Source organism: Rhizobium sp. J15, from assembly GCF_002531825.1.
Taxonomy (GTDB): Bacteria; Pseudomonadota; Alphaproteobacteria; order Rhizobiales; family Rhizobiaceae; genus Rhizobium.
The window spans coordinates 12,029-31,507 of sequence record NZ_NWSX01000045.1; the positions used below are offsets into that span (position 1 = coordinate 12,029).

A 19,479-nucleotide genomic window follows, 5' to 3' on the forward strand; every position below is an offset into this window, starting at 1 on the left:
TACATGATGGTCATCATATTTCTTGCCTATTGATGATGGACGTCATATATTTTGTCAAGCAGCTATTTCCGGAGATGAAAAATGCGGGTCAGCCGCGAGAAATTCGCCGAAAACCGAGAGAAAATCCTGAGTGTTGCCGGCGTGCTCTTTCGCGAAAACGGTTTCGACGGAGTGGGTGTCGCCGACATCATGAAGGCGGCTGGGCTGACGCATGGCGGTTTTTACGGTCATTTCGCTTCGAAGGACGAGCTGGCGCTGGAGGTCAGCCGCAAGCTGATCGACAAGGTCGAAACACGCTGGAAGGAGCATATCGCCCAGTCTCCCGACCGGCCGCTGGAATCGCTTCTCGACCATTATATCCACTGGCGCACGGTCGACGATCCGGGCGGCAGCTGCGTCTTCGCGACACTGATCCAGGAGGTGAGCCGCAGCCGCGGTGCGGTGCGCGCCGTCTTCAGCGACGGGCTTTCCGTGCTGGTCGACACGCTCGCCGATATCGTTCCCGGCGAGAGCGAAGAGGAACGCCGCGCCAATGCCACCACCACGCTCTCCTCGATGATGGGTGCGGTCATCCTGGCCCGTGCGGTCGAGGACCGGGCGCTTGCCGAGCAGTTTCTGGTGACAATGCGCCGGCAGCTCGATCCCAATCACGGCAATCAGGAATAAGCTCAATCGCGAAAGGTGATGAGGGCGTTGCTCTCGATCTCGGTGAATTTTCTATCCTGTGAAAGAGCGGCCAGCTCGCTTCGCAGCGCCTGCTCGAATTCCATCGTCCTGCCGCCGAGCGCCCCCTCCGTATTAACGGGGAGGGAGCTGTCCTGGTGGTTTGAAGGCCGAAAGCGTGCTGGCGATTATTTGAAACCGGCCACGGCATGCGGGATATAAGGCGCTTCCAGCGCCGCGATTTCCTCGGCGGTGAGCTTGACCGACAGCGAGGCGACGGCGTCCTTCAGATGGTGGGGTTTGGACGCGCCGATGATCGGGGAAGTCACCACGCTTTTCTGCAGGATCCAGGCCGTTGCCACCTGGGCGCGGGAGATGCCGCGGGCCTTGGCGATGTCGGCCACGGCCTCGACAATCTTGCGGTCGGAGTCGACCGACTGGGTGTAGAGCGTCTTGCCGAATTCATCGGTTTCGCTGCGCGCCGTCGCCTCGTCCCAGTCACGGGTCAGGCGGCCGCGGGCAAGCGGGCTCCAGGGAATGACGGCGATCTTCTGATCCTCGCAGAGCGGCAGCATTTCGCGCTCTTCCTCGCGGTAGAGCAGATTCAGGTGGTCCTGCATGCTGACGAATTCCGTCCAGCCGTTCAGCCTTGAGACGTAGAGCGCCTTGGCGAATTGCCAGGCATACATGGAGGAGGCGCCGATATAGCGCGCCTTGCCTGCCTTGACGACGTCGTGCAGCGCTTCCAGCGTTTCCTCGATCGGCGTCGTATAGTCGAAGCGATGGATCTGGTAGAGGTCGACGTAATCCGTGCCCAGGCGGCGCAGGCTGTTGTCGATCTCATCGAAGATCGCCTTGCGCGACAGGCCGGCGCCGTTCGGGCCGGGCCGCATGCGGTTGAACACCTTGGTCGCCAGCACGATATCCTCGCGCTTGGCGAAGTCTTTGATGGCGCGCCCGACGATCTCCTCCGAAGAACCGTTGGAATAGGTGTTGGCCGTGTCGAGGAAATTGATGCCGAGATCGATCGCCTGCTTGATCATTGCCCGGCTTTCCTCTTCCCGCAGGCTCCAGGCATGGTTGCCGCGGCCAGGATCGCCGAAGGTCATGCAGCCCAGGCAGATTTTCGACACTTCGAGACCGGTCTTTCCAAATTTTGCGTATTCCATGAAACGACTCCGTGATGAATCTGACGGTGCTCCCCGGCGGCTTTCCATCATCTAGTGCGGAGCCAGCGAAGTCGCAGGGGAGCGCAACGAAGAATTTGTGCTGCATGTGCACAATCATCCGTGACGCCTGAAACGGCGTTTTCCGCGCCATTTCGCGCTCCTGCTTGCACATCGGCGCCGCAAGGTGTTAGCTGCTGCAGCATTTTTTACCGGAATCCGACTATGCAACTGCCCTCCCATGATCGTTATGACGATCTCTATCGTGATTTCTCCTGGCGGATTCCGGAGGATTTCAACATCGGCCGCGCCGTCAGCGACGATTGGGCGGCCCGGGCGCCGGAGCGCGTCTGCCTCGAGCATTTCAGCCCCGACGGCGATCATCACTCGATGACCTACCGCGCGCTCGCCGACCGTTCCTCGGCCTTCGCCAATGCGCTGGTTTCGCTCGGGATCGAACGCGGCGATCGCGTCGCGCTGCTGCTGCCGCAGTCCTTCGAGACGGTGATCGCGCATGTGGCGATCTACAAGGCCGGTGCGGTCGCGCTGCCGCTGGCGCTGCTCTTCGGCGTCGAGGCGCTGGAATACCGGCTGAAGGCGGCAGGGGCTGCGGCCGTCGTCACCAACGGTTTCGGCCTCGATCGCATCCGGCAGATCCGTGAGCGCCTGCCGATGCTGAAACATGTGGTCAGCGTCGACGGGACAAATGACGACGCGCTGGGATTTGCCGAGCTGGTGGATGCTCACCCCTCGGTCTTCGACGTTGCCGAGACCGGTCCGAACGATCCGGCGCTGATGATCTTTACCTCAGGCACCACAGGGCCGCCGAAGGGTGCGCTGCATGGCCACCGCGTTCTGCCCGGGCATATTCCCGGCATGCAGTTCGCCCATGAGGGTTTTCCGCGTGCCGGCGACAAGGTCTGGACGCCATCCGACTGGGCCTGGGCCGGGGGCCTGCTCAACGCGCTGCTGCCGAGCCTTCTGCTCGGCGTTCCCGTCGTCTCCTCGCCGGCGCAGAAATTCGATGCCGACATGGCCTACCGGATCATGGCGGAGATGAAGGTGCGCAATGCCTTCATCCCGCCGACGGCGCTAAGGCTGATGCGATCCGTTGCCGATCCGCGCTCGAAATATGATCTGGTGCTGCGCACCATCGGCTCGGCCGGAGAAGCGCTCGGCCGCGAGACCTATGAATGGGCGCGGCGTGCGCTCGGCATCACCGTCAACGAATTCTACGGGCAGACGGAGTGCAATTTCGTGCTCTCGTCGAGCGCTGCCCATGGCGTGACCAGGGCCGGCGCCATCGGCAGAGCGGTGCCGGGACACCGGGTCGCGATCGTCAGCGAAGCGGGCGATGAATTGCCGGCCGGCGAGCCGGGCCAGATCGCCATCGCCAGTCCCGATCCAGTCATGTTCCTCGGCTATTGGAACGATGAGGCGGCGACCGAGAAAAAATTCGTCAAGGGTTGGCTGCTCACCGGCGATATCGGCCGGCAGGATGGTGAGGGCTACGTCACCTTCGAAGGCCGCGACGACGACGTCATCACCTCTTCGGGATACCGCATCGGCCCGGCCGAAATCGAGGACTGCCTGATCGGCCATCCCGCCGTGCAGCTTGCCGCCGCCGTCGGCAAGCCCGATGCTGTGCGCACCGAGATCGTCAAGGCCTATATCGTGCTGGCGCAGGGCCATCCGCCGAGCGAGGCGCTCGCCGCCGACATCAGGGAATGGGTGAAGATGCGGCTTTCGATGCACGAATATCCGCGCGAGGTGGAATTCGTCGAGTCGCTGCCGCTGACCACGACAGGCAAGGTGATCCGCCGGCTGTTGCGCGAGAGGGCGGCAGCCGAAGGCTGACGCCTCAACTCCGGCCGGCGAGCGACATGATCTTCTCGCGCAGCATCTTCGCCATGTTGCGGGTGCTGCGGTACATGTGCAGCTGGGCAGCGACCTGGCGCATGTCGCGGTCGCCGTTCTGCGTCAGGCCGATCACCAGCGTTCCCATCTCTTCACGCTCCTGCCAGAAGCGGCTCATGATCGGATGGTCGGAGACGGCGCAGGAATCGGAGCGCACGATATTGGCGTCGTCGAGATGCCATTCGGTGAGTTCGCTCATCAGAAGCTTGCCCGGCGAATAGCGGGCATAATTCTCGTCATAAGCGGTCTTCCAGGTGTAGGCCTCGCCGCCCATCATCAGGACGACGATGGCGGCGATCGCCTTGCCGTTGAGATCGATCGTGTGGATGCGCACGGCATCGACGGCGGCAAGGTTCGATACGGCTTCGCGGGCGAAGGCGGTGTGATAGCGGTCGGTGACGAGCGCGCTTCGCCGCTTGCCCTTCCAGCCCCCGGCTTCCATCGCCAGGAATTCCTCGAAGCGGACGTGGACTTCACGCGGCTGGCGGGCGACGGCGTAGACCGCCGTTCCCAGTTCCTCCAGCTGGCGCCACTGGCGGCGCATCTCGCGCATATGCGAGGAGGAAATGGTCTTGGCGAGATAGGCGGGTGCCTCCTCCTCGCTCTGCAGCATCGGGCGCAGATAGGGATTGGTGACGGTGAGCGGCAGGTTGCGGCTGAGCGCCACGGCTTTGGCCATGCGCACGAAGATGCCGTTCAGCCTCAGATCCGGCAGAACCAGCGTCGTCGGGAGGCTGAGATCGGGGGCGGTCAATCCCTCGAAGAAATTATCGAGGGTTTCGGCGGCATCCTCGCTATCGACGAGAGGCGTGCCGAGCGGGCCGAAGCTGTTCGACCAGCCGCGGATGATCGAGGGGCCGACGGCAAAGCCTGGCTTGTCGACCGAAAAGGGCATGAGGAAGCGCATGCGGCTGCGGCCGGCGCCGTGATCCCGGATCAGAGCGAAATTCACCTGCCGGTCCTCGAGCCGCGGCATGGCGGGCGCGAGGAAGCGGCCGGAAAAGAAGACGTTCGGCTCCATCGCCCGGTTGGAGAGGAAGTCGAGTTCTTCCTGCAGTTCGTAGCCGAGCTTACCGGGATAGAGGCAAAGCTCGCGCCCCGGCCGGCCGATCTCGGCGCGGGCTTCAGCCTGCGGTGCTTCGAAATGCAGGGAGGCCAGATCATGCACCATGCGGTTGGTGATGCTGTTGGTGCTTTCGGTGACGGGGGGCAGGCGCACCATCTATCGAACTCTCATTTCTGGCGTTGCGGCGGAGGGGCTGGCGAAGGCGAAGAGGACGATGCCGAGCGTGCGGCGCACGGCGACATGCAGCAGGATCGCCTCGACCGCCATGGCCGAGGCGGTGGCGACGGCAGTGCCTTCGATGCCGTAATGGGGGATCAAAGCAAGGTTGAGGCCGATATTGGCGGCCAATGCGCCGGCATAGAGCGCGACGCAAAGGTTCTGCTTGCCCGCCATCATCAGCAGTGTTTCGGCCGGGCCGACCAGCGACTTGGCGAGGATGCCGGCAAGCAGGATCGCCATGACGAGGTAACCCGAGGTGAAGGCGCCGCCGAAGAGCGACAGCAGCAGATGGCCGGCCGCGAGCACCACGAGGCCGACGCCGAGCGCCGGCCAGAAGGTCCAGCGGGCGGCATCCGTGGCGGCGACCGCCAGCTGGGCGTGATCGCCTTCGGCGATGATCGAGGAAAAGCGCGGGCCGGAGGCGGCTTTGACGGAGAAATTGATGAAATGCACCAGCGCCATCGTCTTGGCGGCGGCGAAATAGATGGCGACGTCGTGCGGCTGAAGGAAAATGCCGACGACGACGACATCGGAATTGGTCAGCAGGAAGCTGACGCCCTCGATCAGGAAGATCGGGAAGGCAACGCTGAGCCAGGCGAGAAAATCGACCTTGCGCGGGCCTTCGTCATAATGCCGGCGAAGGCGGTAGAGCGTGGCGCCATACTGGCCAAGCGCGGTGACGAAGGTGGCGGCGAGCGCTGCCTGCATGGCGGTGACCGCCGTATGCGCCGCGCCCATCGCAATCGCGGCGAGCATGAAGGCGATGATCAGGATCGGCCGGATGATATAGACGGGGCTCAGCGCCATGACCGGCCAGTGGTTGGCCCGCGAGGTGCCTTCGAGGATGTCGCCGAGCGCGATCATCGGCATGGCGAGCAGGCCGATGAAGATCGGCACGAGGTAATAGGTCTCGATCATATCGCCGAAGAAATGCAGCCCGAGCATGCCGGCGACGAGCATCGCCGTTCCCGATAGCAGCGCGAAGATGCGCGCCGTGCCCGTGAGGCCGCGGATTTCCTCGAAGGCGCCGGCAGCCCTGTATTGCGGCAGGAAGCGGACGATCGCCGTATGGAAGCCGAGGCAGGAAAGATCGCCGAAGACGACGACGAGCACCCAGACGAAGACGAAGATGCCGTATTCATATTCGCCCATCAGCCGGGCGAGCACGATCTGGGACAGAAAGGCGAGGGCGGCGCTCAAGATGCGGATCGAAAAGGCCGTCAGCGCCATGCGCTGGGCAGCCGCCTTCTCGCCGCGTTCGGTGAGCACGGCGGCAAACATGCGCAGCGTCCGGCTGCCGATCGGGCGCAGGCCCGCGGGCAGCATCTTCTCCGCTGTTTCTATGACCGCCATGATGAACACGCAAAACTCTGAGGTCAGGCAAATCGTCCGCGAAGTCTTGACAGAACAGGGTTAAGAAACGGTTCCGGACCGGGATCGTCATCCGGCCCGGACATGCCGGTTTTCGACGCTGCCGCAGAAACAGAAAATGCCGCCCGAAGGCGGCATTCCGGAGTTTCTTGCGGCGTGCCTCAGACCTGCTCGAAAGCGCCGTGGCAATGCTTGTATTTCTTGCCGGAGCCGCACGGGCAGGCCTCGTTGCGGCCGACCTTGCCCCAGGTGGCGGGATCGTCGGGATTGCGGTTCTCAGGCGAGACGATGACTTCGGAGGCCTGGTAGATCGGCGCGAAATCGTCCTCGCCGGTCGTCGGATCCAGGTGATGGGCCTGCATCACCGGCGGTTCGGGCTCGGCGGGCGCCTGCTGCACCAGCTCGACGCGCATCAGCTGGGCGGTGACGGCTTCGCGCAGATTGTTGAGCAGCGCGGTGAAGAGCTCGAAGGCTTCCGACTTGTATTCCTGCAGCGGGTCGCGCTGGGCGTAGCCGCGGAAGCCGATGACGGAGCGCAGATGGTCGAGATTGACGATATGCTCGCGCCAGAGGTGATCGAGCGTCTGCATGACGATCGAGCGCTCGACGTAATGCATGATGTCGTCGCCGAAACGCTCGGCCTTCTCCGTGAAGGCGGCATTGGTGGCTTCCGTCAGGCGCTCGCGGATATCGTCCTCGCCGATGCCTTCCTCCTTCACCCAGTCCTCGATCGGCAGGTCGAGGTTGAGGATGTTGGCGACGCCGGTCTTCAGGCCGACGGCATCCCATTGTTCGGCATAGGCGCGCTCGGGGATGTGCTTTTCGACCAGGTCCTCGATCACTTCGCGGCGCATGTCGGAGACGGTTTCGGAGATGTTGGTCGATTCCATCAGTTCGAGGCGCTGCTCGAAGATCACCTTGCGCTGGTCGTTGAGAACGTCGTCATACTTCAGAAGGTTCTTGCGGATGTCGAAGTTGCGGGCTTCGACCTTCTTCTGCGCGCGCTCCAGGGCCTTGTTGATCCAGGGATGGACGATCGCCTCGCCTTCCTTCAGGCCGAGCTTGGTCAGCATGCTGTCCATGCGGTCGGAGCCGAAGATGCGCATCAGGTCGTCCTGAAGCGAAAGGTAGAATTTCGAACGGCCGGGGTCGCCCTGACGGCCGGAGCGGCCGCGCAGCTGGTTGTCGATGCGGCGGCTTTCGTGGCGTTCGGTGGCGATGACGTAGAGACCGCCGGCGGCGAGCGCCTTTTCCTTGAGGCTCTTGATTTCCTCGACGATCGCCTGGATCCTGGCGTCGCGCTCCGGACCCGCCTCGACATCGCCGAGTTCGCGCTCGATGCGCATGTCGAGGTTTCCGCCGAGCTGAATGTCGGTACCGCGGCCGGCCATGTTGGTGGCGATGGTCACGGCGCCCGGTACACCCGCCTGGGCGACGATGTAGGCTTCCTGCTCGTGGTAGCGGGCGTTCAGCACCTGGAAGTCGTTGAAGCCCTGCTTGCGCAGGCGCTCGGCGAGCAGTTCCGACTTCTCGATCGAGGTCGTGCCGACGAGCACCGGCTGGCCGCGCTTATGGGCGTCGAGGATCTCTTCGATGATCGCCTTGAACTTCTCGTCGAAGGTCCGGTAGACCTCGTCGTCCTCGTCGATACGCTTGATCGGCAGGTTGGTCGGGACCTCGATGACATCAAGATTGTAGATGTTGCCGAATTCTTCCGCTTCCGTCTGCGCCGTGCCGGTCATGCCGGCGAGCTTGGCGTACATGCGGAAATAATTCTGGAAGGTGATCGAGGCCAGCGTCTGGTTTTCCGGCTGGATCTGCACCTTTTCCTTGGCTTCGAGCGCCTGGTGCTGGCCTTCCGAATAACGCCGGCCCGGCATCATGCGGCCGGTGAACTCATCAATGATGACGACTTCGTCGTTGCGGACGATATAATCCTTGTCACGCTGGAAGAGCTTGTGGGCCTTCAGCGCATTGTTGACGTGGTGGACGATCGCGACGTTCTCGATGTCGTAGAGCGCATTGCCCTTCAAGAGGCCGGCCTGGCGGAGCAGGTTTTCCAGCTTCTCGGTGCCCTCTTCGGAGAAGTTTGCGGAGCGCTGCTTCTCGTCGATCTCGTAATCGCTGGCGACGAGCAGCGGAATGAAGGCGTCGATCGTATTATAGAGTTCCGAGCGGTCGTCGAGCGGGCCGGAGATGATCAGCGGCGTGCGCGCTTCGTCGACAAGGATCGAGTCCACTTCGTCGACGATCGCGAAATTGTGGCCGCGCTGGACCATCTGGTTCTTCTCGTACTTCATGTTATCGCGCAGATAATCGAAGCCGAGCTCGTTGTTCGTGGCGTAGGTGATGTCGCAGGCATAGGCTGCGCGGCGCTCTTCGTCGGACAGGCCGTGGACGATGACACCGGTGGTCATGCCGAGGAAGCCGTAGACGCGGCCCATGGTCGCGGCATCGCGCTGGGCGAGGTAATCGTTGACGGTGACGACGTGCACGCCCTTGCCGGAAAGCGCGTTCAGATAGACCGGCAGGGTGGCGACGAGGGTCTTGCCTTCGCCGGTCTTCATCTCGGCGATCGCATTCGAATGCAGGATCATGCCGCCGATCAGCTGTACGTCAAAAGGTCGCAGGCCGAGAACGCGGCGCGAGGCCTCGCGCACGACGGCAAAGGCGGGAATCAGGATATCGTCGAGCGTCTTGCCCTCGGCGAGAAGCGCGCGGAATTCCGCCGTCTTTGCCGCGAGCTGCTCGTCCGTCAGCGCCTTCGTCTTCTCTTCGATGGAGTTGATCGCGGCGACGTTCGGCTGGTAGGATCGCACGCGGCGATCATTGGACGATCCAAATAACTTGCGGGCTATACCGCCAAAGCTGACCATGTGACTGGCCCTTTCTCAATATTCATCCCTGGCGTTTCTTTTTCGCGGCCCAGCCGAAAATCAGGCGCACGCTGAAACGCCCGGAAACTGTTCTGGACGCGAGGTTGCGTGACAGATAAGAGGGGGGTCGAATGATGTCAACGGATTTGGCGGATACAGAAAGGCCACAATCCGGTGTTGATGGCTATTTTGGGCTGGATTCAGGGGATGCTGAAACCGGCGATGGAACTGTGAAGGGTTATTTGATGTTGAGCACCAATAAATTCGCCGTTTTGGCATTTGCGACTTTTGTTGCGCTCCAGGCTCCGGCCCATGCCGACGACGCCGTCGTCGCCAAGGTCGGCAATCTGGAAATCCACCAGTCGGAACTCGATCTTGCCGTCGCCAATCTCGATCCGCAGCTAGCGCAGCTTCCCGACGACCAGAAGAAGGTCGCGGCTCTCTCCGCCGCCATCGACGTGAAGCTGCTCGCCGCCGACGCCATCACCGAGAAGCTCGACCAGACGGACGAATTCAAGAAGCGTATGCAGTATCTCTCCGATCGCGAGCTGCATAACGCCTATTTCAAGAAGCATGTCGTCGACACCGTGACGCCGGAAGAAATCAAGGCGCGCTACGACAAGGAAGTCGCCGCCCTGCCGAAGCAGGAGGAAGTCCACGCTCGCCACATCCTCGTCAAGACCGAGGATGAAGCCAAGGACATCATCAAGCAGCTCGATGCCGGCAAGGATTTCGCCGAACTCGCCAAGGAGAAGTCCACCGATCCGAACAAGTCGGAAGGCGGCGATCTCGGCTATTTCACGCGTGGCCGCATGGTCAAGGAATTCGAGGACGCGGCCTTCGCGCTCGAGAAGGGCACCTATTCCAAGACGCCCGTGAAGACCGACTTCGGCTATCACGTCATCAAGGTCGAGGATAAGCGCGACGCCGCACCGCCGCCGTTCGAGCAGGTGCAGGATCAGGTTCGTCAGCTCGTCATGCGCGACAAGTATCTTGCGCTTCTCGCCCAGGCGAAGTCGTCCTCCAAGATCGAGATCGCGGACGAGACGCTGCGCAAGGGCTACGACGAGGCCAACAAGCAGCCTGAGCCGGGCAGCGAGCCTGCCCAGCCGGCGCCGAAGCAGTAATATCCGCATCAGGGCCCGGTTCTACCGGGCCCTTCCTTATCGTTGTTGTCGCATTTCCGGACGGCGAGCCGGTTTCAGTCGCCGGGAAATGCTCATTGACAGGTTTCATCATGTCCGGTTCCGTTTCTCCGCTCGCACCGAAATCCTTCGTCCCGATGCCTTCGCTGCGCGGCGTGCGCATGGCGACGGCGTCCGCCGGCATCAAGTACAAGAACCGCACCGACGTGCTGATGATGGTCTTCGACAAGCCGGCCGCCGTCGCGGGTGTCTTCACCCGCTCCAAGTGCCCTTCGGCGCCGGTCGATTTCTGCCGCGCAAACCTGCCGCACGGCATTGCACGCGCCGTCGTCGTCAATTCCGGAAACGCCAATGCCTTTACCGGCCTGAAGGGCCGCCAGGCGACCGAGCTGACGGCGAAGTCGGCTGCCGCTGCTGTCGGCTGCAGCGAAAACGAGGTCTATCTGGCTTCGACCGGGGTCATCGGCGAACCGCTCGATGCCACCAAATTCGCCGGGGTCCTGGACAAGATGCAAGCCGAGGCGACCGGCGATTTCTGGTTCGAGGCCGCCAAGGCGATCATGACGACCGACACCTATCCGAAGGTTTCGACCCGCAGCGCCGAGATCGGCGGCGTTGCCGTGACGATCAACGGCATTGCCAAGGGCGCCGGCATGATCGCGCCCGATATGGCGACGATGCTCTCCTTCGTCGTCACCGATGCCGACATCGCGCCCGCCGCCTTGCAGGCGCTACTCTCCGACGGCGTCGGCCCGACCTTCAATTCCATGACCGTCGACAGCGATACCTCCACCTCCGACACGCTGATGCTGTTTGCGACGGGTGCTGCGGCCGAGGACGGCCAGGCCCTCATCGAACGCGCCGACGATCCGCGTCTGGCCGCTTTCCGCGTCGCGCTCAATGAAGTGCTGAAAGATCTTTCGCTGCAGGTGGTGCGTGACGGCGAGGGTGCTACGAAAATGCTCGAAATCACCGTGACCGGCGCCGAAAGCGATGCCGCCGCCAAGCGCATCGGGCTGTCGATCGCCAATTCGCCGCTGGTCAAGACGGCGGCTGCCGGCGAAGACGCCAATTGGGGCCGCATCGTCATGGCCGTCGGCAAATCGGGCGAGATGGCCGATCGCGACCGGCTCGCCATCTGGTTCGGCGACGTCCGGGTCGCCGTCAACGGCGAGCGCGATCCCGATTATTCCGAGGAGGCCGCCTCGAACGTCATGAAGGCGCAGGATATCCCCGTGAAAGTGGATATCGGCCTCGGCGCAGGCACGGCAACCGTCTGGACCTGCGACCTCACCAAGGAATATGTTGCGATCAATGGCGACTATCGGAGCTGATCGTTCATTGCTGCAGATATCCATTTCCCAACACAATCTGCCGCTGGTCCGCAGGCTGGAGGCCGTCGGTTTCCGCGCCTGGCCGGCGGCATCCGTGCAATATGACGGCAGCTGGCAGGTGCGGCTGACGGCCGGCCACCCCTCCAACCGGCTGAATTCCATCGTGCCGCTTGACCCCTCCGATCACCGCGATGTCGAAATCCGACTGGAAAAGGCAAGCCGGAAGTTCGAAGCCTATGGCCGCCCCGCCGTGGTTCGCCAGACGCCGCTCGCCTCGCCAGTGCTGATCGAGCTTCTGCGGGCGCAGAACTGGACGCAGTTCGACGAGACGGTGGTGATGACCTGCGATCTGGCCGAGGCGGAACTGCCGGATACGCTCGATCACCTGCCGACCCATGACGTCGGCCGCTTCGTCGACGCCAACCTTGCGGTCGACGGGGCCCCGCCGTCGCTGAAGCCGGCGCTTGCCGAAATCATTTCGGCGATCAAGCCGCCGTCGGGCCTGTTCATGATCGAGAATGCTGTTGAAGGCCCGCTTGCGACGGTGCTTTGCGTGCAGGACAACGATCTTGCCGGCATCATGTCGCTTTCGGTCTTGGAGGCGCATCGGCGCGAGGGGCTCGGCACCGAGATCCTGACCTCGGCGCTGCGTTGGGCGCGCATGCGCAGCGCCCGCTCGGCCTGGCTGCAGGTCAAGCTTTCCAACCGCCCGGCTATCGCGCTCTATGAGCGCCTCGGCTTTCGCGACGCCTATCACTATTGCTATTGGCAGCAGGAGCCGCGATGAGCGATGCAGGCCGGAAGATATTGCTGGTCGCCGCCTGTGCGCTGATCGATGCCGATGGGCGTATCCTGTTGGCACAGCGCCCCGAGGGAAAATCGCTTGCCGGGCTCTGGGAATTTCCCGGCGGCAAGGTGGAGCCCGGCGAGACGCCGGAGGAAACGCTGGTGCGCGAACTCGAGGAAGAACTCGGCATCAAGACCAAGATCGCCTGCCTCGCACCGCTTACTTTCGCCAGCCATTCCTACGAGACCTTCCACCTTCTGATGCCGCTTTATATCTGCCGGCGCTACGAGGGCATTCCACAGGGCCGCGAGGGCCAGGCGCTGAAATGGGTGCGGCCGCAGGCATTGCGCGACTACCCGATGCCGCCGGCCGACGAGCCGCTCATCCCGATGCTGCAGGATTTGCTTTAACAGGCTGGGCAGCGGCGTCGACGGAGTTTCGATAAGCGCCGGGTCGGGGAATTCGCGGCCTGGATAGCCGCGAATTTTGCCGTTTTTCTCACTGGCCAGGCAGCTGGCACCTGACCGGTGCCGACCGCGCTGCCATGAAGCGTTGAGATTTGTCGATCGAATTAGTAGCCGACGGTGAACCGCTGCCTGACGTGGGTCGGCGCTTCGATCTCGCCCACGAGGGCAACCGCGAAATCCTCGAAGGAAATGCTGCTGCCGTTTTCGTTCGTCAGGAGTTCGTCTTTGCCGAGTCGAAAGGTGCCGGTCCGCTCGCCGGGCACGAATGCGGCCGAAGGCGACAAGAAGGTCCAGTCGAGGTCGTTTTGAGCCTTGAGCTTATTCAGGTAGTCGACGCCGCCCTGCGCTTCAGACTTGTAGATCGCCGGGAAATCGGGCGTGTTCACGAGGAGGACGCCCGGAGCGACTTCGAGACTGCCCGCTCCACCCACCACATAGTAACGACGCACGCCGGAGGTCTTCACCGCAGCAATCAGCTTGTCCGGATCGCTGGCGGAGAAATGCACCGAGCTGATGACCGCGTCATGGCCTTTCAGGATCTCTGCCAGAGCTTCAGGCGCAGCGATATCGCCAGAGGCGGCGGTGACGTTCGGAAGAGATGCGACCTTGGACGGGTCTCGGGCAATCGCGGTAACGGTATGGCCGCGCACTGACAATTCGGCCAGGATGCGGGAGCCGGCCTGACCGGAAGCTCCGATAAGAGCAATTTTCATAGTGATACTCCTTGTTGGGATGGATGATTCATGCGTCTGCGCGTAGCGCGTCGAGCGCTGCGGCGAGACCGGCCGGACCTTGATATAGGGTCTCGCCGCTGAGGATGTGGGCCTTGCCGTTGACGAGGGCGACGAGTTGCGGGACGCCGCGAATGCCGAGGATGTTCATCCGGCGTTGCGTATTTTCTATCCGCTCCAGCGTGCGCTCTCTGAGGTCGGTATCGCTCCGGAGCCTCTCGCCGAACGCCTCGGTAGTCAGCTCGATGCCATGCTCGGCGGCGACTTGAACGGCGACGGTCGCAACCTCCTGGATGCCGGACGTGTCGTGCCCGGCGACATAGCGGGCGATTTGGATCGCATGCAGGAAACGAGGCTCCAGCCTCGGATCGTGTTCCCCGAGCGCGGTGAGCGCCAGCGTCGCCGGTCCCGAGTCGAAAATGCCGTTCGGCGCCAATAGGACGTTCTGGCGGTAGGCTTCGGAGAAGGGCTGCCCTGTCAGCGCCTGAATCCTCTGGTCGTTGCGCCAGGCATGCTCGGCGATTGATGAGATCGGTCTGCCTCCGACGAATAGGCCGGAGGAAAGCATCTTGAGCTGGTGCGAAAAATTCTCGGCAAGACCGGCGAGCGCAGGGGCACTCGCGTAGCACCAGCCGCAGAAGGGGTCGAAATAATACTCAAGCTCGACGTCGGTGTTCATGTGACCTCCATTTGTTGAAGCGAAAGTAATGTTGCGAAGATCGGAGATAAAGGCCAATGTGAGCCACAAAATGTTGCATAGATCGAGCGAATAGATGGACCGGGTAATCGCAGCGCAAGTGCTCCTGAAGACGGTTGAACGGGGCAGCGCCTCCGCCGCAGCTCAAGAGCTGGGCATGTCCAGGGCGATGGCGTCGCGTTACATCGCCTCCATGGAAGATTGGTCCGGCACGCGGCTGCTGCACCGAACGACGCGGCAGCTCAGCTTGACCTCTGCCGGAGAACGCGTTCTTGAATTGTGCAGGGAAATCGTGCGCGTCGCCGACGCCGTGACGGAAGTCGCAAGCCATGCCGACACGCCTCATGGTCTGCTCCGGGTGACAGCCCCAAGCATCCTGGCGGAGGCACAGCTCATCCCGCTCTTTGCAAAGTTTGCGGATCTCTATCCGCGTATCAAGATCGATCTTCAGATTTCGGACCGCACGGTCGACCTCGTGCAAGACCGCATCGACGTGGCGATCCGGATTGCCAATCACCTCGACCCGTCATTGATCGCAAGACGACTGGGACAATGTCCGTCGCGGCTCTACGCTTCGCCACGCTATCTCAGGGAATACGGAGCTCCGGCCAGACCGGATGATCTGAGCGCCCACAAGTGTCTCACCTATACGCACCTTGGAGGAACAGAATGGACCCTGAAAAATCATGAGGCGCAGCTTGTCGTGCCAGTGCTCGGAGGCTTCCAAACCAACGACGCTGTTGCCCTGAAGCGCGCAGCGCTTTCCGATCTCGGCATCGCAATGCTGCCGCGGTTTGCCGCCGACCCGGAGGTGCAGGCGAACAAGCTCGCAGTTGTCTTGCCTGATTGGGAGCCAAACACGCTCGGCATCCATGCGCTATACGTTTCCCGAAAGCATCTTCCGATGGCTGCTCGTGCACTGATTGATTTCCTGGCCACGCGGCTACGGGACAAGTAGCGCGAATTTGTGCCTGAGAAATTCAAGGTGCCGGCGCCCGACGCTATGAGCCTCGGGCGCACAAATCTCCGTTACGCCGGTTCGGCAGGCGTTTCTGCGTTATCGAGGAGCGGGATAGGGGTGAAGCGCGTGGCCGGTGAGACATTGACTTCGGTCATTACGCGGCGCCTTTCGCGGTTTACCACGAGGCGCACTGCATCCGCTCGGGAATAGTGCCCGGAAGGATCGGCGGCGGCCTTCGCGATGGCGATCATCGCCGGATCGAGATCGGCATAGAGAATACCCTCCTCGTCATCCCGCAGTGGATCGCACAGCGCCCTTCCGTCCGGACCATAGATCATTGAGTAACCGCCGCCCGGTTTGGACGTGCGCGGATTGAGCAGATAAGCCTTTCGTTCCGTATCGGCCAAGACGTCGAACATTTCTTGGCTGATGACCGCGCATGAGGCGAGCACATAGGCGCTGCCTTCCACGGCGTAGAGCTGCGTGGCCGCGGAATTCACTTCCGGCCCCAGCGCATAGGCGACATCGCGGTACAGGCAGAAGCTCGGCCAGGCGGCGACATGCACTTCTTCATGCTGCGCATACATGGCCATTTTGACGAGCGGCTGGATATGTTCCCAGCAATTCAGCGCGCCGAGGCGTCCGAACGCGGCATCGACAACCGCGAGATCGGAGCCATCGCCTTCGCCAAATACAGTGCGCTCGACGTGAGTGGGCTTGAGCTTGCGGCGAACGAGCAGAAGATCCCCGTCTTCGCCGATGATTGCCTGAGACATGTAACGGCTTCCGCCGTCTCGCTCGGAAAAGCCCATGACTACGGTGATCTCGTGCTTGCGAGCGATCTTCTGCAGCCTGCGCATCTGCGGCGAATCAACCGCCATGCTGTTCTCGTGATAACGAGGTATGAATGGCATGGCCTCGATCGGAGCGCCGAGCCAGACGAACAAAGGATAACCCGGCAGCCAGGTTTCCGAGAATGCGATCAGCTTGGCGCCATTGGCTGCTGCCTCGGCAATCAGCCTTTCCGCCTTGTCGATTGAAGCTTCGATATCGAGAAATATCGGTGCGGCCTGCACCACCGCTGCTTTGATGGGTTTCATGTCATACCTCCACAGTGCTCAGTCAATCCGTCAACGCCGCGAGCCGACCCGTTCAGCCGGTTCTTGGCCACAAGCTTTCAGGGACATCTAAGGCTGGGAGCCGTCCTGTAAGGCATGATCTCCTAGCCCTATGCGCTGACAGCCAAATGTTCCCCGCTCCGACGCGCCTCTCTTCTTCTTCAGGAGGCTTTCAGGCGGACGCGGAGCTAGAATGGCCATGCGGCCGTTGCGCCGCTAGGACTGACGCGCCATAGTGTACAGACTGGGGCGACAAAGTTTAGAGAACGACGGTGGGAACGGGATCCGCAGCAATCCTTGGGACGTGGCGCGACCAGCTCTGGTCGAACTACGTGCGACTGGAGAGCCGTTCGGACTCATCGGAATTTTACGGTTCGGTGGCACAGATCGTTCCCGGATCGCCACGCTTCACGCTTGTACGTTCAACGGCGCAGCTCACAGAGCGGACACCGGCACTGGTTCGAACCGACCGCAGCGAATATCTGCTTTTGTCTTTCATGCGCGTTGGACACTGGTATCTGGAGCAGGACGATCGCAGGACCGAACTCCTTCCCGGCCAGTTTGCGATTTATGATTCAACCCGCCCATATCGCCTTCACGCCGATGGCCCGTTCGAACAAATGGTCTTCCGCATGCCGCGCGCGCTGATGGAATGCAGGATGCCGCGGTTATCCCACATGACGGCTCGGGCGTATGATTCAGGCAGCGGGCCTGGTGCGCTCGTGGCCGGCTTTGTAAACTTGCTGGCCGGACACGCTCAGTCTCTTTCGCCCGATGCCGTGGAGAGCTTTGAGATAGCGGGCGCCGATTTGATCGCAACCGCATTGGCCTTGCTTGGCGAGGGCAGCGGCGCCCGGTCTGCGTCTCTATTCGAGCGCATCGTCGCCAAGCTCTCCAATCAGGTGTTGGATGACGGCTTCGATTTCGCGGTGTACGCGCGGCAGCAGGGCATGTCGCTCAGAAGCCTGCAGCGCTTGTTCCATGAGAATGGAACGACGCCGCGCGCTTGGCTGCTGCAGAGGCGCCTCGACAACATAGCCTCGCAGCTTCGTTCTCCGGCCTTTGCTCAGCGATCGATCACTGAAATCGCGCTCAGCTCGGGCTTTAATGATCTCACCTATTTCAACCGTATGTTCCGTGCCAGATTTTCGGCCACGCCGAGCCAATGGCGACGCAGCACCGGACGCGACAAATCATAAGCCGTCCTTTGTTCGGACTGTCTCTTTTGAGAACTGCTCGCGCTATGGATTTATTCTTGCGCATGTCGTTTTTTCAGAAACGCGGCGCACTTCCCGAGAATATGTATTAGCATTAGCTGATTATTATTGTGCCACGCCGTTTTCGGCTGTGGATATTAATGGATCGTTTAACACCTTCTGCCAAAGATCGGCCTCAATCAAGCATCTGGCGTGCGTGTATTAAAAGGCTTGACGTCATGGACGATGATTTCTGGAAAGCTGTCCGGGAAAAGGAACGGGCTTCGTCTGCCTCGCGCAGGACGGGTGCGCTCAATATCGCCCTTCTTTTCGGTACCGCCGTGGTCGCGCTGACGCTCATCCTGACGCCGATGCTTGCCGATTCCTCGAAGAAAAGCGTCTTTGCCAGCGCGCCGGTGGATTTCGACACGATCACCACTGGATCGATCCCGAAGAACGAAAGCGGCAAGCGCTACACGATCCGCCGCAGCGTCCTGCAGGAGACACCCGGCTCGGTCTGTGTCGTCCAGGGATACGGCGTCGGCGCCGGTTGCTGAAAAGGCCGGCCATCGTCCGGTGGCCGTGGAATGGATTGCAGTCGGTTCGCGCAGAGGGTTGGGGCAATGCGCCTTTTGAAAGCATATCTTACAGATCAGAGAGGCGCGACGGCGGTTGAATACGGCCTGATCGCCGCCATCATCTCCACTGCGCTCATCGCCGGTTTCGGCGTCTTTACCGGCAGCCTACAGAACGTCTTCAACGTGATCACCGACGCTCTGCCGATGAATTGAAAAGGCGGCGAGCCAATTGAAGAATTGGAGCACGATATTGTCGCAAAACCGGTCACGGTTTGGGGCGTAGTGCCCTATTGCTTCAGCTTATGCTCGTCCACCTTCAGCGCATCGGCAAGGCGTGCCTTGGCAGAACCAGGCTGGAGCGGCTTCTGCTGGCTCTCGTGCGGAGCCCATCCCGAGACATAGATGATCGAGAACGTGGCGCGGATGCGCCCGTCGGGATCGGAATAGCGCTCGGCGTAGATTTCCGCTGCGCGCAGGAAGAAGGCGCGCGTCAGCGGCCCGCGGCCGCGGGCGGCGAGCGGATTGCTCATGCCCATGGCTCTGAGATCCCGCATCAGCGGAAAGAGCGAGTCATATCGTACCGTATAGTTCTCCGCGTCGATTACCGGCAGGGTGAAGCCGGCGCGTTGCATGAGGCTGCCGACATCACGCACATCGGCGAAGGGGATGACGCGCGGGCTTGCGCCGCCTGTCATCTCGACTTCGGCGGCCAGCAGCACCTCGCGCAGCTCCTGCAGCGTGCCGGCGCCGGGGATCGCGGCCAGGAACAGGCCGTCCGGCTTCAAGGCGCGCCGGATCTGGATGAAAACGCCCGGCGTATCATTGGTCAGATGCAAGCTGAGCGGCGCGAGCACGAGATTGGCCGATTGCGGCTCGATCGGCACGTCTTCGAGCGGCGCCTCGATCAAGATCTCACCCGGGCCCGCATAGGCCTTCTCGCTTTCGATCCGGATCATCCTGCCGATCTTGCCAGTCGCCATTGCGGCGCGGGCAGCGGCTCCAGTCGCGCCATGCAGTTCGACGGCGGTCTCGAATGTCCGCTCGACGACCGCTAGCCTTTCGGCCATTTCCTCGGCGGCGATATCGAGCAGGAAGGCGGCTTTCGGGTCGTTGTTGACAAGCGCGCGGTGGCGATGTGCGGCGATCAGGGCCCTGTCGAAGATCGTTTCCATGCCGATGTCCTTAGT

The 19,479-nt window shown here is 62.0% G+C and carries 18 protein-coding genes; 10 read left to right on the forward strand and 8 right to left on the reverse strand.

Annotated features, from left to right (window positions below; translation table 11 throughout):
- The first annotated feature begins 81 nt into the window (after nucleotides 1-81).
- Complete coding sequence (locus CO670_RS26430) at nucleotides 82-666, forward strand: TetR/AcrR family transcriptional regulator (RefSeq protein WP_097592954.1); 585 nt, start codon at nucleotides 82-84, stop codon at nucleotides 664-666.
- A 185-nt stretch (nucleotides 667-851) separates the two neighbouring features.
- Here the strand turns inward: CO670_RS26430 and CO670_RS26440 are convergent, their stop codons facing one another.
- Nucleotides 852-1,832, reverse strand: a complete 981-nt coding sequence (locus tag CO670_RS26440) for an aldo/keto reductase (protein WP_097592955.1) — start codon at nucleotides 1,830-1,832, stop codon at nucleotides 852-854.
- Nucleotides 1,833-2,054: 222 nt separating this feature from the next.
- On the opposite strand from CO670_RS26440, the gene CO670_RS26445 reads away from it, so the two are divergent.
- The gene (locus CO670_RS26445) at nucleotides 2,055-3,686 is read left to right on the forward strand and encodes an AMP-binding protein (RefSeq protein ID WP_097592956.1); all 1,632 of its coding nucleotides are present in this window, start codon (nucleotides 2,055-2,057) and stop codon (nucleotides 3,684-3,686) included.
- A gap of 4 nt (nucleotides 3,687-3,690) precedes the next feature.
- Here CO670_RS26445 and CO670_RS26450 read toward each other — a convergent pair whose 3' ends face one another.
- From CO670_RS26450 to secA, 3 genes are all read right to left on the reverse strand, one after another.
- Nucleotides 3,691-4,968 (reverse strand): GNAT family N-acetyltransferase, encoded by a 1,278-nt coding sequence (locus CO670_RS26450; RefSeq protein ID WP_097592957.1) that lies wholly within the window; start codon nucleotides 4,966-4,968, stop codon nucleotides 3,691-3,693.
- The gene (locus tag CO670_RS26455) at nucleotides 4,969-6,384 is read right to left on the reverse strand and encodes a lipopolysaccharide biosynthesis protein (RefSeq protein ID WP_097592974.1); all 1,416 of its coding nucleotides are present in this window, start codon (nucleotides 6,382-6,384) and stop codon (nucleotides 4,969-4,971) included.
- Nucleotides 6,385-6,563: 179 nt separating this feature from the next.
- The gene (gene secA / locus CO670_RS26460) at nucleotides 6,564-9,278 is read right to left on the reverse strand and encodes a preprotein translocase subunit SecA (protein WP_097592958.1); all 2,715 of its coding nucleotides are present in this window, start codon (nucleotides 9,276-9,278) and stop codon (nucleotides 6,564-6,566) included.
- Nucleotides 9,279-9,523: 245 nt separating this feature from the next.
- On the opposite strand from secA, the gene CO670_RS26465 reads away from it, so the two are divergent.
- From CO670_RS26465 to mutT, 4 genes are all read left to right on the forward strand, one after another.
- Entirely contained in the window at nucleotides 9,524-10,405 is an 882-nt protein-coding gene (locus tag CO670_RS26465; protein ID WP_088689289.1) for a peptidylprolyl isomerase, read from the forward strand.
- 110 nt (nucleotides 10,406-10,515) lie between these two features.
- Nucleotides 10,516-11,757 carry a bifunctional glutamate N-acetyltransferase/amino-acid acetyltransferase ArgJ gene (gene argJ, locus CO670_RS26470; RefSeq protein ID WP_088689338.1) on the forward strand — a complete coding sequence of 414 codons (1,242 nt, stop codon included), beginning with the start codon at nucleotides 10,516-10,518 and terminating at the stop codon, nucleotides 11,755-11,757.
- The gene (locus CO670_RS26475; RefSeq protein WP_097592959.1) at nucleotides 11,738-12,544 is read left to right on the forward strand and encodes a GNAT family N-acetyltransferase; all 807 of its coding nucleotides are present in this window, start codon (nucleotides 11,738-11,740) and stop codon (nucleotides 12,542-12,544) included. Before argJ ends, CO670_RS26475 begins: the two co-directional genes overlap by 20 nt.
- On the forward strand, nucleotides 12,541-12,954 hold the full coding sequence (gene mutT, locus CO670_RS26480; protein WP_088689291.1) for an 8-oxo-dGTP diphosphatase MutT: 414 nt from the start codon (nucleotides 12,541-12,543) through the stop codon (nucleotides 12,952-12,954). The genes CO670_RS26475 and mutT overlap by 4 nt, the downstream gene beginning before the upstream one ends.
- Before the next feature lie 161 nt (nucleotides 12,955-13,115).
- Here mutT and CO670_RS26485 read toward each other — a convergent pair whose 3' ends face one another.
- Both CO670_RS26485 and CO670_RS26490 read right to left on the reverse strand, forming a co-directional pair.
- Complete coding sequence (locus CO670_RS26485; protein WP_097592960.1) at nucleotides 13,116-13,724, reverse strand: NAD(P)-dependent oxidoreductase; 609 nt, start codon at nucleotides 13,722-13,724, stop codon at nucleotides 13,116-13,118.
- Between the two features lie 28 nt (nucleotides 13,725-13,752).
- On the reverse strand, nucleotides 13,753-14,421 hold the full coding sequence (locus tag CO670_RS26490) for a protein-disulfide isomerase (protein WP_097592961.1): 669 nt from the start codon (nucleotides 14,419-14,421) through the stop codon (nucleotides 13,753-13,755).
- 94 nt (nucleotides 14,422-14,515) lie between these two features.
- Here CO670_RS26490 and CO670_RS26495 point away from each other — a divergent pair, with 94 nt between their 5' ends.
- A complete protein-coding gene (locus tag CO670_RS26495; protein WP_088689294.1) occupies nucleotides 14,516-15,397 on the forward strand; it encodes a LysR family transcriptional regulator in 882 nt (293 codons plus the stop codon).
- Between the two features lie 71 nt (nucleotides 15,398-15,468).
- Here the strand turns inward: CO670_RS26495 and CO670_RS26500 are convergent, their stop codons facing one another.
- Nucleotides 15,469-16,500: a carbon-nitrogen hydrolase family protein gene (locus tag CO670_RS26500; protein WP_097592962.1), complete on the reverse strand. Its 1,032-nt coding sequence runs from the start codon at nucleotides 16,498-16,500 to the stop codon at nucleotides 15,469-15,471.
- Between the two features lie 290 nt (nucleotides 16,501-16,790).
- Here CO670_RS26500 and CO670_RS26505 point away from each other — a divergent pair, with 290 nt between their 5' ends.
- From CO670_RS26505 to CO670_RS26515, 3 genes are all read left to right on the forward strand, one after another.
- On the forward strand, nucleotides 16,791-17,717 hold the full coding sequence (locus CO670_RS26505) for a helix-turn-helix domain-containing protein (RefSeq protein WP_097592963.1): 927 nt from the start codon (nucleotides 16,791-16,793) through the stop codon (nucleotides 17,715-17,717).
- A 236-nt stretch (nucleotides 17,718-17,953) separates the two neighbouring features.
- Nucleotides 17,954-18,271 carry a hypothetical protein gene (locus CO670_RS26510; protein WP_088677686.1) on the forward strand — a complete coding sequence of 106 codons (318 nt, stop codon included), beginning with the start codon at nucleotides 17,954-17,956 and terminating at the stop codon, nucleotides 18,269-18,271.
- A 66-nt stretch (nucleotides 18,272-18,337) separates the two neighbouring features.
- Nucleotides 18,338-18,505, forward strand: coding sequence for a Flp family type IVb pilin (locus tag CO670_RS26515; protein WP_097592964.1), 168 nt, complete (start codon nucleotides 18,338-18,340; stop codon nucleotides 18,503-18,505).
- A gap of 74 nt (nucleotides 18,506-18,579) precedes the next feature.
- Here CO670_RS26515 and CO670_RS26520 read toward each other — a convergent pair whose 3' ends face one another.
- Complete coding sequence (locus CO670_RS26520; protein ID WP_097592965.1) at nucleotides 18,580-19,464, reverse strand: methyltransferase domain-containing protein; 885 nt, start codon at nucleotides 19,462-19,464, stop codon at nucleotides 18,580-18,582.
- Between the last annotated feature and the right edge of the window lie 15 nt (nucleotides 19,465-19,479).

Excerpts from the sequence above, each read along its gene's own strand:
- CO670_RS26510 (WP_088677686.1), top strand. The coding sequence starts at position 17,954 with ATGGACGATGATTTCTGGAAAGCTGTCCGGGAAAAGGAACGGGCTTCG.
- CO670_RS26450 (WP_097592957.1), bottom strand. The coding sequence starts at position 4,968 with ATGGTGCGCCTGCCCCCCGTCACCGAAAGCACCAACAGCATCACCAAC.
- CO670_RS26445 (WP_097592956.1), top strand. The coding sequence starts at position 2,055 with ATGCAACTGCCCTCCCATGATCGTTATGACGATCTCTATCGTGATTTC.
- argJ (WP_088689338.1), top strand. The coding sequence starts at position 10,516 with ATGTCCGGTTCCGTTTCTCCGCTCGCACCGAAATCCTTCGTCCCGATG.
- CO670_RS26520 (WP_097592965.1), bottom strand. The coding sequence starts at position 19,464 with ATGGAAACGATCTTCGACAGGGCCCTGATCGCCGCACATCGCCACCGC.
- CO670_RS26465 (WP_088689289.1), top strand. The coding sequence starts at position 9,524 with ATGTTGAGCACCAATAAATTCGCCGTTTTGGCATTTGCGACTTTTGTT.
- CO670_RS26500 (WP_097592962.1), bottom strand. The coding sequence starts at position 16,500 with ATGAAACCCATCAAAGCAGCGGTGGTGCAGGCCGCACCGATATTTCTC.
- mutT (WP_088689291.1), top strand. The coding sequence starts at position 12,541 with ATGAGCGATGCAGGCCGGAAGATATTGCTGGTCGCCGCCTGTGCGCTG.
- CO670_RS26485 (WP_097592960.1), bottom strand. The coding sequence starts at position 13,724 with ATGAAAATTGCTCTTATCGGAGCTTCCGGTCAGGCCGGCTCCCGCATC.
- CO670_RS26440 (WP_097592955.1), bottom strand. The coding sequence starts at position 1,832 with ATGGAATACGCAAAATTTGGAAAGACCGGTCTCGAAGTGTCGAAAATC.
- CO670_RS26455 (WP_097592974.1), bottom strand. The coding sequence starts at position 6,384 with ATGGCGGTCATAGAAACAGCGGAGAAGATGCTGCCCGCGGGCCTGCGC.
- secA (WP_097592958.1), bottom strand. The coding sequence starts at position 9,278 with ATGGTCAGCTTTGGCGGTATAGCCCGCAAGTTATTTGGATCGTCCAAT.
- CO670_RS26515 (WP_097592964.1), top strand. The coding sequence starts at position 18,338 with ATGCGCCTTTTGAAAGCATATCTTACAGATCAGAGAGGCGCGACGGCG.
- CO670_RS26475 (WP_097592959.1), top strand. The coding sequence starts at position 11,738 with ATGGCGACTATCGGAGCTGATCGTTCATTGCTGCAGATATCCATTTCC.
- CO670_RS26430 (WP_097592954.1), top strand. The coding sequence starts at position 82 with ATGCGGGTCAGCCGCGAGAAATTCGCCGAAAACCGAGAGAAAATCCTG.
- CO670_RS26490 (WP_097592961.1), bottom strand. The coding sequence starts at position 14,421 with ATGAACACCGACGTCGAGCTTGAGTATTATTTCGACCCCTTCTGCGGC.
- CO670_RS26495 (WP_088689294.1), top strand. The coding sequence starts at position 14,516 with ATGGACCGGGTAATCGCAGCGCAAGTGCTCCTGAAGACGGTTGAACGG.